Source organism: Stutzerimonas kirkiae, assembly GCF_004327335.1.
Classification (GTDB): Bacteria; Pseudomonadota; Gammaproteobacteria; order Pseudomonadales; family Pseudomonadaceae; genus Stutzerimonas; species Stutzerimonas kirkiae.
On record NZ_QJUO01000041.1, the window covers coordinates 1 to 14,314 of the forward strand.

The 14,314-nt window shown below is 65.0% G+C and carries 14 protein-coding genes; 3 read left to right on the plus strand and 11 right to left on the minus strand.

What is annotated here, in order from left to right; translation table 11 throughout:
- On the plus strand, positions 1 to 80 hold an 80-nt coding region (locus DNJ95_RS19595; RefSeq protein WP_242671964.1), incomplete at its 5' end, for a hypothetical protein.
- 196 nt (positions 81 to 276) lie between these two features.
- Here DNJ95_RS19595 and DNJ95_RS17190 read toward each other — a convergent pair.
- The 6 genes from DNJ95_RS17190 to leuS form a co-directional block, all read right to left on the minus strand.
- On the minus strand, positions 277 to 618 hold the full coding sequence (locus tag DNJ95_RS17190) for a hypothetical protein (protein ID WP_131185958.1): 342 nt from the start codon (positions 616 to 618) through the stop codon (positions 277 to 279).
- A 180-nt stretch (positions 619 to 798) separates the two neighbouring features.
- On the minus strand, positions 799 to 2,067 hold the full coding sequence (locus tag DNJ95_RS17195; protein WP_131185959.1) for a lytic murein transglycosylase: 1,269 nt from the start codon (positions 2,065 to 2,067) through the stop codon (positions 799 to 801).
- A gap of 114 nt (positions 2,068 to 2,181) precedes the next feature.
- On the minus strand, positions 2,182 to 2,337 hold the full coding sequence (gene arfA / locus DNJ95_RS17200) for an alternative ribosome rescue factor ArfA (RefSeq protein ID WP_131185960.1): 156 nt from the start codon (positions 2,335 to 2,337) through the stop codon (positions 2,182 to 2,184).
- Positions 2,338 to 2,547: 210 nt separating this feature from the next.
- A complete protein-coding gene (holA, locus tag DNJ95_RS17205; protein ID WP_131185961.1) occupies positions 2,548 to 3,585 on the minus strand; it encodes a DNA polymerase III subunit delta in 1,038 nt (345 codons plus the stop codon).
- 39 nt (positions 3,586 to 3,624) lie between these two features.
- The gene (locus DNJ95_RS17210; protein WP_131185962.1) at positions 3,625 to 4,215 is read right to left on the minus strand and encodes an LPS-assembly lipoprotein LptE; all 591 of its coding nucleotides are present in this window, start codon (positions 4,213 to 4,215) and stop codon (positions 3,625 to 3,627) included.
- A 42-nt stretch (positions 4,216 to 4,257) separates the two neighbouring features.
- Positions 4,258 to 6,870: a leucine--tRNA ligase gene (gene leuS, locus DNJ95_RS17215; RefSeq protein ID WP_131185963.1), complete on the minus strand. Its 2,613-nt coding sequence runs from the start codon at positions 6,868 to 6,870 to the stop codon at positions 4,258 to 4,260.
- A gap of 307 nt (positions 6,871 to 7,177) precedes the next feature.
- Between leuS and DNJ95_RS17220 the strand changes: the two genes are divergently transcribed.
- On the plus strand, positions 7,178 to 7,564 hold the full coding sequence (locus DNJ95_RS17220) for a hypothetical protein (RefSeq protein WP_131185964.1): 387 nt from the start codon (positions 7,178 to 7,180) through the stop codon (positions 7,562 to 7,564).
- 74 nt (positions 7,565 to 7,638) lie between these two features.
- Positions 7,639 to 8,400, plus strand: coding sequence for a YdcF family protein (locus tag DNJ95_RS17225; protein ID WP_131185965.1), 762 nt, complete (start codon positions 7,639 to 7,641; stop codon positions 8,398 to 8,400).
- Positions 8,401 to 8,583: 183 nt separating this feature from the next.
- On the opposite strand, the gene lnt is transcribed toward DNJ95_RS17225, so the two are convergent.
- From lnt to miaB, 5 genes are all read right to left on the minus strand, one after another.
- Positions 8,584 to 10,110: an apolipoprotein N-acyltransferase gene (lnt, locus tag DNJ95_RS17230; RefSeq protein WP_131185966.1), complete on the minus strand. Its 1,527-nt coding sequence runs from the start codon at positions 10,108 to 10,110 to the stop codon at positions 8,584 to 8,586.
- 163 nt (positions 10,111 to 10,273) lie between these two features.
- A complete protein-coding gene (locus tag DNJ95_RS17240) occupies positions 10,274 to 11,107 on the minus strand; it encodes an HlyC/CorC family transporter (protein ID WP_131185967.1) in 834 nt (277 codons plus the stop codon).
- A gap of 40 nt (positions 11,108 to 11,147) precedes the next feature.
- On the minus strand, positions 11,148 to 11,597 hold the full coding sequence (gene ybeY, locus DNJ95_RS17245; protein WP_131185985.1) for an rRNA maturation RNase YbeY: 450 nt from the start codon (positions 11,595 to 11,597) through the stop codon (positions 11,148 to 11,150).
- Positions 11,593 to 12,597 carry a PhoH family protein gene (locus DNJ95_RS17250; protein WP_131185968.1) on the minus strand — a complete coding sequence of 335 codons (1,005 nt, stop codon included), beginning with the start codon at positions 12,595 to 12,597 and terminating at the stop codon, positions 11,593 to 11,595. Before DNJ95_RS17250 ends, ybeY begins: the two co-directional genes overlap by 5 nt.
- A 195-nt stretch (positions 12,598 to 12,792) precedes the next feature.
- Positions 12,793 to 14,121: a tRNA (N6-isopentenyl adenosine(37)-C2)-methylthiotransferase MiaB gene (gene miaB, locus DNJ95_RS17255; protein WP_131185969.1), complete on the minus strand. Its 1,329-nt coding sequence runs from the start codon at positions 14,119 to 14,121 to the stop codon at positions 12,793 to 12,795.
- Positions 14,122 to 14,314 lie beyond the last annotated feature (193 nt).

A 14,314-nucleotide genomic window follows, 5' to 3' on the forward strand; every position in this document is an offset into this window, starting at 1 on the left:
TGATGCCGCTGACCATCCCCGACGCGCAACTGCAGAAGGGCCTGGCCATTCTGGCTGAGTGCTTCGACGAGCTGGCGTAGAAGAGCGGCGGCAAGCTGGAAGTAAAGAGCCGATAAGAGCGCTGGAGGCTGGACGAAAAGGCAGAAAGCGCGTGGCAGGGTTTTGGTGCGGCCGCGCACGCTGTCCAGCCTCCAGCCTCCAGCCTCCAGCCTCCAGCCTCCAGCCATAAAAAAACGGCTGAAGACTTGTCTTCAGCCGTTTTTTATAGGACGCCGATCAGTGCTTGATAGCGGCCAGCATGTAGTCCGGAAGCGGGTCGATGACGATCTGCTGGCCCTGGTAGCGAGCCTTGGCTTCTTCGCGGGTAAAGACGCCGTGCGGGGCGCGGCTGTCGTTATCCAGGCGTTGACGGCCACGATAGTCGATGACGCAACCGTCGGCTTCTACCCAGAAGTGAGGGGAGACGACCTTGCCATCGAGTTCCAGTTTTCCGAGCATTGCACGATACGGGATATGTTGCTTGGCGAGGCGGGTGACAACCAGACGGCTGATGGCGTCGGCGTCGGCCTTGCGGCTATCCAGATCATCGAGAAGGCTTTTTAACTGGGGTTCGTTCATGGCTGCTGTCCTCGGTGGACGTGTCGTTGAGGGCTGCATTGTAGACTAAAGTCTAATGCGCTTGCACCTGCCGAACGTACTCTCCGGGCGCCTTTCTTATACTTATTTCTTATGAGTCAATGTGTCGCAGCTATGAGCGGTGACTATGGAAATCCCTGGCGTTGCCGGGGGTTTCGGCCTTCAGCGGCTCTGGCGCAGGCGTTCCAGCAGGGCCAGGCTGGCGTAACCGTCCGCGGGCCAGCCGAGTTGCTGCTGGTACTGGCGAATGGCACGACGTGTATTGGCGCCGATGATTCCGTCGGCGGCCCCGGTGGCGAAGCCGAGGGCTTGCAGGCGTTCCTGCAGTTCCAAGCGCTGGGAGCGGCTCAGCGGCTGCTCGTCCTGCGGCCAGCCGGCCTGGACATGGCCGCGCCCATCGAAACGCTCGGACAGCAGGCCGATGGCCAGGGCATAGGCGCTGGAGTTGTTGTAGCGCAGGATACTGCGGAAGTTGTCCAGCACCAGGAAGGCCGGGCCCTGGTGGCCGGCCGGCAGCAGCAGGCTGGCCTCGGTCTGTTCATCCAGGTTCGGCAGGTCGCTGACGCCCAGTTGGCGCCATTGCGCCAGGGGCATGCGGGTGTCCATGTCGGCCAGGGCGTAGTCGAAGCGCTCCGCCAGGCGGACTTCCTTGCCCCAGGGCTGGCCGCGTTTCCAGCCCGATGCCTGCAGGTAGTGGGCCGCCGAAGCCAGGGCATCGGCGGTGCTGCCCCAGATGTCCCGCCGGCCGTCGCCGTCGAAGTCGACGGCATGGGTGTTGTAGGTGGTCGGGATGAACTGGGTCTGGCCCATGGCGCCGGCCCAGGAGCCGCGCATCCGTTCGGGCTGGATGTCGCCATGCTGGAGGATTTCCAGCGCTGCCAGCAATTGGGCGCGGGCGAAGGCCGGGCGGCGGCCTTCATGGGCCAGGGTGGCCAGGGAGCGAATGACGGACTTGTTGCCCATGATCTGGCCGAAGCTGCTTTCCAGGCCCCAGATGGCTACCAGCGCATTGCGGTCCACGGCGTAGCGCGCCTCGATGGCGTCGAGGGTCGTGGCATGCTGCCTGAGCAGGCTGCGGCCACTGTTGACTCGTTGCGGCGAGATGGCGCTTTCCAGGTATTGCCAGACCGGCCGGGTGAATTCGGGTTGGCTGCGGTCGGCCTCGATCACGCCTGGGTCGGGTTCCACCCCTCTGAAAGCCCGATCGAAGACTTGCGGCGAGATGCCCTGGGCCAATGCTTCGCTGCGAAAGCTTTCCCGCCAGTCGGCGAAACTCTGTGTCGTGCTGGAAGTCCCGCTGACGGGCAATGCCTGAGGCTGGGACAGGTTGCCGGGGTGTCGCGGTTCCGCGGCGCAGGCGACCACCAGGCTCAGCCCCGAAGCGGCGACCAGGGTTCGAAGAAGGGCAGCGGGAATCACAGGAGAAGGCATGCTCGCTCTCGATGGCTCGACGAGATGCGACCTTATCACGCTTTGCGCGGATTGGCTTTCAGGCAGCCGCCTCCGGCGACAGGTTGCAGGCAGCGCCGCGCGCCGTGCACGGTTTCAGGCCGCCAGAAAGAACGAAGCCTCCCAGTTTTGCTGGGAGGCTTCGCGGCGGTAGCTGCCTTTGCCTTTGGCGGGTCGTTCCTGACGGCAGCGGAACAGCGGCTGGGCGGCGATGGATTTGGCCCGGTTGGGGCGTTTGCTTTTCTTGGCCATGGGGCTCCTCCTGCGGTGGTCTTGCGAAAGATAGAGTAATCAGGGCAACTGCGTCAGGCTAAAGCGCTTGAGGCTTGAGGAAAAATCGTTCATTCCCAGCCAGAAGTGAAAGCTTCTACGTCCAGCTATCCAGCCTCCAGCGCTTTTATCGGCTCTTTGAGCGCGTCCGATGGGTATTCATTCGCTTGCGGATTGTGGCTTGCAACTGCCTCAGTGCTCTTTCCTGAAAAGCCGCTGTCCCGCCAGCTTCAGGCTGAGGTCGGCGAGGCCGATCCAGGGATCGCCGGGCGCCTGTCCCTTGATCTGCTCGTCGATCTGCTGGGCTTCCTGCAGCAACTGGTTCCAGCGGGCGCTGCTGTGCCGTTGCAGCGCCTTGGACAACAATGGGCGGCGTTTGTCCCATACCGGTGGGCGTGCCTGGCTGAAGGCACGCTCGAGCGGCGTGCCCTGGGCATATTGATGGGCGAGGTTGGCCAGCAGGCGAATCTCCCTGGACAGCGCCCAGAGGATCACTGGCGCTTCCACGCCCTCGCCACGCAGGCCGTGCAGCATATGCAGGCTGTGCTGGGCCTGGCCATGCAGGGCTGCGTCGATCAGGCCGAAGACATCGTAGCGGGCGCTGTCGGCGACGGCGGCCTGTACGGTGTCCACCGTGATCTGCCCCTGGTCGGCGAGAAGCTTGAGTTTCTCGATCTCCTGGGCGGCGGCCAGCAGGTTGCCTTCGACACGGGCGGCGATCAGTTCGAGCGCTTCCTGGCTGGCCGACAGCCCCGACTGGGAAAGGCGCTGGCGTATCCACTGCGGAAGTTGCTGGGCGTCCACCGGCCAGACCTGGATGAACTGCGTCTGCTTGCCGTCGATCAGCGCCTTGGCCCATTTGCTCTTCTGGGTGTTGCCGTCGAGCTTGGGCAGGCTGATCAGCAGCAGCGTGTCCTCGGCCGGGCGCGCCAGGTACTCGAGCAGCGCGGCGGCCCCCTTGTCGCCGGGCTTGCCGTTGGGGATGCGCAGTTCCAGCAGGCGCTTCTGCGCGAACAGTGAGAGGCTGGCGCCGGCCTCGATCAGTTGTCCCCAGTCGAAGCCCGCTTCGGCATTGAACACCTGGCGCTCATCGTATCCCTGCTGGCGAGCGGCGCCGCGGATACTGTCGCAGGCTTCCTGGCACAGCAGATGCTCGTCACCGCAGACGATATAGACGGGGGCGAGCACCCCTTGCAGGTGTTTGCCGAGTTGCGCTGGAGGCAGTTTCATGGGCGAGGGTTCCGGGGGCCGCAGCGGCCCCCGTGGGGATCATTGCACAGGCGAGTGCAGCGGGGCGGCCTGTTCCTGGCCGGCCGCTTCCAGGGCCTGCCGTTCGGCGTGGGCCTTGTCTTCCGCGGCCCGTTGCAGGCGGTCGAGCTGAGCCGGGGTGATGCGTTGCAGGCGCAGGACCAACTGTTGCAACAGGTCGCGGCGGATTTCCTCACGCAACTGGACGGCCTCCTGGGAGGAGCCGATCAGGTTGTTTTCATCGTGGACGTAGACCTTGCTCACATCGACGCTGTCGCTGAGCAGCAGCAGGTCCTGCGGGCCACGGAACTCGTAGTCGAGCCGGTTGGAAAGCTCGTACTCGGCGGTGCGCGCCGAGCCGCTGTAGCTGGCGGTACGCCGGCCTTCCTGTTCACGCAGCAGGTTCAGCGTATAGCGGGCGCCCGGGTGTACGCGCACGCCGTTGCTGCTGAGCAACTGTTCCAGTTGCTTGACGGTGTCGCCATAGTTGTTGCGTGCCTGCAGGTCGATCTCGCTCAGGGCGAAGTCGGCGTTGCCGGTGCCGCGCAGTTGGAAGCCGCAGCCGGTCAGCAGCAGTGCCAGGCCAAGCATCATCAGGTTGCGTTTGAGCATTGTGTTATCCCCATCGATGCCGGCGCCGGGCGCCGGCAGGCGTCAGTTTGCGACGATATTGACCAGTTTGCCCGGAACCACGATGACCTTGCGAATCGACAGGCCTTCGGTGAAACGCAGGACATTCTCGTTGCTGCGAGCAGCGCTTTCGACTTCTTCGCGGCTGGCTTGCGCCGGCACTTCGATATGGCCGCGCAGCTTGCCGTTGACCTGTACCACCAGGGTCAGGCTGTCCTGCACCAGGGCGGACTCATCCACTCGTGGCCAGGGCGCGCCGATGATGGCTTCGCGGTGTCCCAGGCACTGCCAGAGTTCATGGCTGATGTGCGGTGTGATGGGGGCCAGCAGCAGGGCGACGGTTTCCAGGCCATGCTGCAACAGGGCGCGGTCCTGTTCGCTGGCGGTGGGCGTCTTTTCCAGCACGTTCATCAGGGTCATGACCTGGGCGATGGCGGTGTTGAACTTGTGGTGCTGGCCGATATCCTGGCTGGCCTGGCGGATGGCCAGGTGGATGGCGCGGCGGATGGCCTTCTGCTCGTCGTTCAGGCTGGCGATGTCCAGCGCCCCTGGCAGGCCGGCGCCGACATGGGCGTGGGCCAGGCGCCAGACGCGGCGCAGGAAGCGGTTGGCGCCCTCGACACCGGCGTCGGACCACTCCAGGCTCATGTCGGGCGGCGAGGCGAACATCATGAACAGGCGGCAGGTATCGGCACCGTAGGTGTCGATCATGGTCTGCGGGTCGACGCCGTTGTTCTTCGACTTGGACATCTTCTCGGTGCCGCCGATTTCCACCGGCTGGCCGTCGCTCTTGAGCCTGGCGGCGATGATCTTGCCCTTGGCGTCGCGTTCGATCTCGACATCGGCGGGATTGAACCATTCCTTGCCGCCATTCTCGCGCAGGCGGTAGTAGGTTTCGGCGATCACCATGCCCTGGGTGAGCAGGTTGGCGAAGGGCTCGTCGGAGTCGATCAGGCCCTGGTCGCGCATCAGCTTGTGGAAGAAGCGCGCGTACAGCAGGTGCAGGATGGCATGCTCGATGCCACCGATGTACTGGTCGACCGGCAGCCAATAGTTGGCTTCTTCCTTGTCCAGCATGCCGCCTTCGAAGTTAGGCGAGGCATAGCGGGCGAAGTACCAGGAGGACTCGACGAAGGTATCCATGGTGTCGGTTTCGCGGCGTGCCGGCTTGCCGGTGCGCGGGTCGCTGGTTTCGTAGAAGGAGGGCAGGCGCGCCAGCGGCGAGCCGGCGCCGTCCGGCACCACGTCCTCGGGCAGTACCACCGGCAGCAGTTCGGCCGGCACTGGAATGTCGTCGCCGTCCTCGCTGTGGATGATCGGGATCGGGCAGCCCCAGTAGCGCTGGCGGCTGATGCCCCAGTCGCGCAGGCGGAACTGGGTCCTGCGCGCGCCGTGGCCGCTGGCTTCGAGGGTGGCGACGATGGCGTCGAAGGCGTCGCCGAAGGTCTTGCCGTCGAACGCGCCGGAGTTGACGGTGGTCAGGCCATCCTTGTCGCCATACCAGGCTTGCCATTGGCTGGCATCGTAGTCGCGGCCTTCGCCAGCGTAGACCTGGCGGATCGGCAGGCGGTACTTGCTGGCGAACTCGAAGTCGCGTTCGTCATGGGCCGGTACCGCCATCACCGCGCCCTCGCCGTAGCCCCACAGGACGTAGTTGGCGACGAACACCGGCAGCTTGTCGCCGGTCAGCGGATGGATGACGAACTGGCCGGTGGCGACCCCCTTTTTCTCCATGGTGGCCATGTCGGCCTCGGCCACGGAGCCTGCCTTGCACTCGGCGATGAAGGCTTGCAGCTCGGCGTTGCTCTCGGCGGCGCGCTGGGCCAGCGGGTGTTCGGCGGCGACCGCGACATAGGTGGCGCCCATCAGCGTGTCGGGGCGTGTGGAGTAGACCTTCAACTGGCCGGCGATACCGACGCTGTCGAGGTCGTAGTCGAACACGATATCGGCGCCGAAGCTCTTGCCGATCCAGTTGCGCTGCATGGTCTTGACCTGCTCCGGCCAGCCCGGCAGGTCGTCCAGGCTGTTCAGCAGTTCTTCGGCATAGGCGGTGATGCGGAAGTAGTACATCGGGATTTCGCGCTTCTCGATCAGCGCCCCGGAGCGCCAGCCGCGTCCGTCGATGACCTGCTCGTTGGCCAGTACGGTCTGGTCGACCGGGTCCCAGTTCACGGTGCCGTTCTTGCGGTAGATGATGCCCTTGCGGAACAGCTCGGTGAACAGCCACTGTTCCCAGCGGTAGTAGTCCGGCTTGCAGGTGGTGACTTCACGCGACCAGTCGATGGCCAGGCCCAGGCTCTTGAGCTGGGTCTTCATGTAGTCGATGTTGGAGTAGGTCCATTCGGCGGGGGCGACCTTGTTGTTCATGGCGGCGTTTTCCGCCGGCATGCCGAAGGCGTCCCAGCCCATCGGCTGCAGTACGTTCTTGCCGAGCATGCGCTGGTAGCGGGCGATCACGTCGCCGATGGTGTAGTTGCGCACGTGCCCCATGTGCAGCTTGCCGCTGGGGTAGGGGAACATCGACAGGCAGTAGAACTTCTCCTGCCCCGGCTTCATGACGGCCTGGAAGGATTGGTTGGCGTCCCAGAAGGACTGCGCGGCGGCTTCGATTTCGCGGGGCTGATACTGTTCGTGCATGGCTACTGGCATTGACAAGAAGGCTGGCCTTTCGCTGGATTCCACCTGCGGCGAGGCGGCTATGCAGCGGGGAATTGGAAACGCCGTAGCATACATGACCCTCGGTGGGCTGGGGAAACGTGATTTGCCCGGCGCGTACGGGCTGCCGCCGGTTTTTCGTCCGGCTTTTCAGACTCCAGCGCGCTTTTCGGCTTTCCCGGCTCTTCGCGCGCGGTGCGTGGCCGCGCTTGTCTCCTGTGATGCAGGCCCTGCCTGGAACACTCTGGTCTACGCTTCAATTGCGGGGATGGGAGATGCGAGGTGAGTCATGGCCAGTGAAGCCTGTGTCGAAGAGGGTTTGTACGAGCGTGTCCTGCAGCGGCTTGCCACGGCGCTGCAGGATGCCGGGGACGAGGGGACGGACGAGCGGGAACTCGAGATCCACGGGCTGACCCCGGCGGAGTTCGAGTTGATCCGTGCCTATCTGCACAGGGATTCGCAATGGCTTTCGGGCTGGCACGCGGCGGCGCGGGAGCAGGCCCAGCAGGCGCACAGCTTTGCCTTGAAGAAGCTGGCCATGCCGTTGGCCGTGCAGCAGACGTTGACATGCGCGCTGTGCAACAGCGATGTGCGCTGGCCCGTCAGCCCGGGGCCGGCGGTCTGTCCGGCATGCGGCTCGCAATTGCTGCGGGCCAGGCAGCGGCTGTGCGGTTGATAGGCCGTGCGGCAAACGGCAAGCTGCCGGCCTGTGGATCGCGTTGAAGCGATTGGTCCGACTGGGAGCCCGCAATGCCCATCCGTTATTTCTTCAAGCAATTGCTGCTGCCGCCTGGCGGTCTGCTGGTCCTGCTGCTGCTGGCCTGGTGGCTGCGGCGGCGTGCGCCGAGGCTTGCGGCCTGCTGCCTGGTGCTCGGCCTGGGTGGCTCGTGGCTGATGAGCCTGCCCGTGGTGGTGGAGTGGGGCGCCCGCCAGATCGAACGTGAGCCGGCGCTGGCCGAGGCGCAGTGGGGCGGGCTCGCGCAGCGTGCACAGGCGATCGTGGTGCTTGGCGCGGGCCGCGAGATGGCCGACCCGGCCTGGGGCGCCGACCAGCCCAGCCATATCGAACTCGAGCGCCTGCGCTATGCGGCGCGGCTGGCGCGGGCCAGCGGGTTGCCGCTGCTGATCAGTGGCGGGCTGCACTATGGCAAGCCGCCGAGCGAAGCACGTATCGGTGCCGAGGTGCTGGCGCGCGATATGAATATGGCGACCCGCTGGCTGGAGGAACGCAGTCGCACGACCTGGGAGAACGCCGTCTACAGCGCTGAAATGCTGCATGCCGAGGGGATTGGGCGGGTGGTGCTGGTGACTTCCGCCGCGCATATGCCGCGTTCGCGCTGGAGCTTCGAGCGCAATGGCCTGCAGGTGATCGCCGCGCCGGTGGGGTTCATGGGCGTAGCCAATGGCCGTCCCCTGGGCGGCTGGATGCCGGAAAGCAAGGCGATCTGGCAGAACGGCATGCTGCTCAACGAGGTGGCCGGGTTGATCGCCTACCCACTGTTCTATCGATAGGCCGGTCCGGGCTTGCTGCGGCGCGGGCCGCTTGTTCCTGGTGCTGGCGATGCCCCGCGGCATTGCCGGCGACCCGGTGTGGGGCCGGGCAGGCCAGTCGTACTGGCGCATGGATTCTTGCCTGCTGGGGCCGCCCGGTCATGCGCCGTGACGGCAGTGCCACGAGGGGAGGTTCGCTCGCTCCTACAGCGTGTGGCGGGCGGCCTTCGGTCTGCGCATCACGGCATGGGCCAGCAGTAGAGCGCACAGCAGTCCCAGCGGCCAGGAGCGCCAGCGCAGGAAGGGGGTCAGGCCCTGCATCGGGGTGACTTCACCGTACAGCACGGCCTGTTCGAACTGGGGGGCCCGTTCGCTGATGCGGCCCTTGGGGTCGATCAGCACGGTGATACCGTTGTTGGTGGCGCGGATCATCCAGCGCCCGGCTTCCAGGGCGCGCATCTGAGCCATCTGCAAGTGTTGCAGGGGGCCGATGGAGCGCCCGAACCAGGCGTCGTTGCTGACCGTCAGCAGCAGGTCGCTAGCGGCGGCGAGGCTGGCGGCGAAGTCCGGGTAGACGGCTTCGTAGCAGATATAGGGCGCTATGTTGTAGCCCTTGGCGAGCAGCGGTGGCTGGTCGGGCTGGCCACGGGCGAAGTCGGACATCGGCAGGTCGAAGAAGGCGATCAGCCCGCGCAGCAGCTCTTGTAACGGCACGTATTCACCGAAGGGCACCAGCTTCTGCTTCAGGTAGGTGCGTTCGCCCAGGCCGAGGACCGTCAGGCCGTTGTAGTAGCGCATTTCGCCGCGTTGGTTCGGCTGGCGCAGCGGAAGCCCGGTGACCAGTGCCGCATCGCGCTGCCTGGCGAAGTCGTCGAGCAGGGCCAGGTAGCCGCTGGCCTGCTCCCTGAATACCGGGACGGCGGTTTCCGGCCAGACGATCAGGTCGCTGCGGCGGCTGGCGAAGCTCAGGTCGCGGTACAGCACCAGTTGCTGTTCCAGCTTGCGCGGGTCCCATTTCATGCTCTGTTCGATATTGCCCTGGATCGCGGCGACGCTCAGCGGTGCGCCCTTGGGCTCGGTCCAGGCGTACTGGCCGAGGGCCAGGCCCAGCAGCCAGGGCGCGAACAGCAGCGCCAGGCCGGCGATGGCGCCGCGCCTGGCGCGCAGCAGGCACGGCAGGTTGGCCAGCAGGGCGGCGCTGAGGGCGATGACGAAGGTCGGCAGCCACACGCCGCCGATCGGCGCGAGGCCGGCGAGCGGGCCATCCAGTTGGCTGTAGCCGACGTAGAGCCAGGGAAAGCCGGTGAGTATCCAGCCGCGCAGCATATCCAGTGCCAGCCAGAGGGCGGCGAAGGCCAGGGCGTCGGCCAGCGGCGCTTGCCCGCGGCGCAGCCATCCGCTCCAGAGCCAGCCGAGCAGGGCGAAGAACAGCGCCAGCCCGGCGACGAAGCCGAGGGTCAGCAGCCCGGCCAGGGCCGGCGATGCCGCGCCGAAGTCGTGGATGCTGACGTACACCCAACTGACGCCGGAGGCGAACAGCCCGAAACCGTAGAGCCAGCCGCGCCAGGCCGCCTGCCTTGGCGAAAGCTCGCGCAGGCAGTGGTAGAGCAGGGCGATCGACAGCACGGCCAGCGGCCAGATATCGAACGGCGCCAGCGCCAGGGTGGTCAGCGCCCCGGCCAGCAGGGCGAGAAGATTGCCCGGCCAGCCGGGGCGGGTGAGTACGGACATAGAGGGCCTTAAAACTGAAGAAGAGCGGAAGAGCCGATAAGAGCGCTGGGGGCTGGACGCAAAAAGCAGAAAGTGCTTGACCGGGTTTTGGCGCTGATGCGAACGCTGTCCAGCCTCCAGCCTCCAGCCTCCAGCCTCCAGCCTCCAGCCTCCAGCCTCCAGCCTATAGCTTCGTCAACCGCAGCATATGCACCCGGCGACTGTCGGCGCTGAGGACGCGGAAGCGGAAACCGTCGATCTCGGTGATTTCGTTGCGCTTGGGCAGATGGCCGAAGGCACCCATCACTAGCCCGGCGACGGTTTCGAACTGGTTGTCGGGGAAGTCGCTCTCGAAGAATTCGTTGAAACTGCCGATAGGCGTCAGCGCCTTGACCAGGAAATCGCCGCTGGGCAGGGGGCGGATATAACTGTCCTCTTCGACATCGTGCTCGTCCTCGATATCGCCGACGATCTGTTCCAGTACGTCCTCGATGGTCACCAGGCCCGCCACGCCGCCATATTCGTCGATGACGATGGCCATATGGTTATGGTTGGCGCGGAACTCGCGTAGCAGCACGTTGAGTCGCTTGGATTCGGGCACGAAGGTGGCGGGGCGCAGCAACTGGCGCAGGTCGAATGCGTGGTGGCGGTCGCGCAGGATCAGTGGCAGCAGGTCCTTGGCCAGCAGTACGCCGACGATATCGTCCAGGCTTTCGCCGATCACCGGGTAGCGGGAGTGGGCCGCGGCGATGATTTCCGGGAGGAATTCCTCGGGCGTCTGCCCGGCGCGGATGGTCATGACCTGGGAGCGCGGCACCATGATGTCGCGTACCTGCAGGTCGGCTACCTGGATGGCGCCCTCGACGATGGCCAGGGCCTCGTTGTCGAGCAGGTCGTTCTGGTGCGCGCCGCGCAGTATTTCCAGAAGGTCCTGGCGGTTCTTCGGTTCATGGGAAAAAGCCTTGGTGATGTTTTCCAGCCAGGACTTTTTCCCGCTGCTCGATCGATCTTCGCTCATGTCTCTGACTCAAGAGTCCCTGTGTGTAGGCCCTGTCGGGCTATTCGGCCGCGTAGGGGTCGGGATGACCCAGTTCGGCCAGCAGTTGGCGTTCCAGATTTTCCATTTCCTCGGCCTCGTCTTCTTCGATGTGGTCGTAGCCGAGCAGGTGCAGGCAACCGTGGATCACCAGGTGCGCCCAGTGCGCCGCAAGAACCTTGCCATGTTCGGCGGCCTCGCGTTCGACCACCGGGACGCAGATCACCATGTCGCCGAGCAGCGGAATGTCCAGGTATTCGTCCGGCACCTCGGCGGGGAAGGAGAGGACATTGGTCGCATAGTCCTTGTGCCGCCAGTTGTTATTCAGCTCGCGGCCTTCCTCTTCGTCGACCAGGCGGATGGTCAGCTCGGAGTCGGCGCTGCGCTGGCGCAGGGCCAGCGTGCACCAGGCCTGGAAATCGCTTGCGGCGGGCACATGGCCCGTCGAGGCGTTCTGCAGGTCGAGTTCAATCCGCACCGCTGTCTCCCGCCTTGCGGCCGACGGAACCCTGGCGGCTCTCGAAGCGTTCGTAGGCCTCGACGATACGCTGCACCAGCGGGTGGCGCACCACGTCCTTGGGCTGGAAGTGGGTGAAGCTGATGCCGTTGACCTTGTCCAGCACCTCGATGACGTGCGCCAAGCCGGACTTGGTGCCGCGGGGCAGGTCGACCTGGGTGATGTCGCCGGTGATCACCGCCGTCGAGCCGAAGCCGATACGGGTGAGGAACATCTTCATCTGTTCCTGGGTGGTGTTCTGGCTTTCGTCGAGGATGATGAAGCTGTTGTTCAGCGTGCGCCCGCGCATATAGGCCAGCGGCGCGATCTCGATCACCTGCTTCTCGATCAGGCGGGCCACCTGCTCGAAACCGAGCATTTCATACAGGGCGTCGTACAGCGGGCGCAGGTAGGGGTCGATCTTCTGTGCCAGATCACCGGGCAGGAAACCCAGCTTCTCGCCCGCCTCGACCGCCGGGCGCACCAGAAGGATGCGCCGGACCTGCTCGCGTTCCAGCGCGTCCACCGCGCAGGCCACGGCCAGGTAGGTCTTGCCGGTGCCGGCGGGGCCGACGCCGAAGTTGATGTCGTTCTCCAGGATCGCCTTGACGTAGCGCTGCTGGTTGGCCCCGCGCGGGGTGATGCTGCCCTTGCGCGTACGCAGGCTGACCAGAGGGTTGCCGCCGCCTGCACCCAGCTCCTCCATGGCGGACTCCTGCAGGTACAGGTGCACGGTGTCGGGCGACAGTTCCGCGCCCTTGGCCTCGCGGTACAGGCGCCGCAGCAGTTTTTCCGCGGCATGCGCCACTTCCGGTGCGCCGAGCAGCTCGAACTGGTTGCCGCGATTGCGGATTTCCAGGTCCAGGCGCTGCTCGATCAGGCGCAGGTTCTCGTCGAACTGGCCGCAGAGATTGGCGAAACGATTGGCTTCGAAGGGTTCAAGGGTAAAGCGATGGGGTTCTATGGGGGCGTTCAAGAGCTTTTGTTTGACCGTGACCAGAAGGATGGGGGGAGGATAGCGCCAGGAGGGCAAAGCGGAAAGGGCGATAAAAGCCGAAGAGAGCGCTGGAGGCTGGCCGATAAAAGGCGACAAGAGCGCCAGAGGCTGGAAAGCCGAACGAAGAGCAGAAAAATCCTGTCCAGCCTCCAGCCTCCAGCCTCCAGCCTCCAGCTAGTCCAGCAGCGTTCCGCGCAGCGAATGCGGCAGGGCGTCATCGATATGCACGCCGACGAACTGGCCGATCAGCAACGGGTTGCTGCTGCGGAAGTTGACGATGCGGTTGTGTTCGGTACGGCCCTGCAGCATGCCCGGGTCCTTCTTCGAATAGTCGCTGACCAGGATGCGCTGGGTGGTGCCGACCAGGCGGCGGCTGTTCTCGAAGCCCTGCTGGTTGATGCGCTGTTGCAGGATCGACAGGCGCTGCTTCTTCACCTCGTCCGGGGTGTCGTCCGCCAGGTCCGAGGCCGGGGTGCCGGGGCGCGGGCTGTAGATGAAGGAAAACGAGAAGTCGAAGCCGACATCCTGGATCAGCTTCATGGTCTGCTCGAAGTCCTTATCGGTCTCGCCGGGGAAGCCGACGATGAAGTCGGAACTGATCATGATGTCCGGCACCGCCGCCTTCAGCTTGCGGATGCGCGACTTGTATTCCAGCGCGGTGTGGTTGCGCTTCATCGCCGCAAGAATGCGGTCGGAGCCGGACTGCACCGGCAGGTGCAGGTATTTCACCAGCTCCGGTACCTCGGCGTGGGCCTGGATCAGCGCGTCGGAAAACTCCAGCGGATGCGAGGTGGTGTAGCGGATCCGGTCGATGCCGTCGACTTCGGCGATCACGCGGATCAGTTCGGCCAGGTCGGCGATGCCTCCGTCGTGGGTGGCACCACGGTAGCCGTTGACGTTCTGGCCGAGCAGGGTGACTTCGCGCACGCCGTTTTCCGCCAGGTGAATGACCTCGGCCAGCACGTCGTCGAACGGGCGGCTGACTTCCTCGCCACGGGTGTAGGGCACCACGCAGAAGCTGCAGTACTTGCTGCAGCCTTCCATGACCGAGACGAAGGCGCTGGGGCCGTCGATACGCGGCTCCGGCAGGTGGTCGAATTTTTCGATCTCCGGGAAGGAAATATCCACCTGAGGGGTTTTCGTGATACGCGCCGCATCGATCATTTCCGGCAGGCGGTGCAGGGTCTGTGGGCCGAACACCACATCGACATAGGGCGCGCGGTCGCGGATCGCCGCGCCTTCCTGGCTGGCCACGCAGCCGCCGACGCCGATCACCAGTTGCGGATTCTCCAGCTTCAGCTCGCGCCAGCGGCCCAGTTGCGAGAAGACCTTTTCCTGGGCTTTTTCGCGGATCGAACAGGTATTGAGCAGGATCACGTCGGCTTCCGCCGGGTTGTCGGTTATCTCCAGGGGCTGCTGCTCGCCCAGCAGGTCGACCATGCGCGAGCTGTCGTACTCGTTCATCTGGCAGCCGTGGGTTTCGATGTAAAGCTTGCGGGTCATGTGACGGGGCCGGCGTTGTGCAAAAAATGACCGCGAATTATATGCGGCAATGGTGCGGCCGGCTACCAGGGGCGCAAGGTGCTTCGATAAAGGCGCTGCAGGCTGGAAAGCTCGACGAAAAACACCGGTTGCCACGCTCTTTCGTTCAGCCTCCAGTCTCCAGCGCTCTTTCCGGCTCTTTGCAGTGCAATGC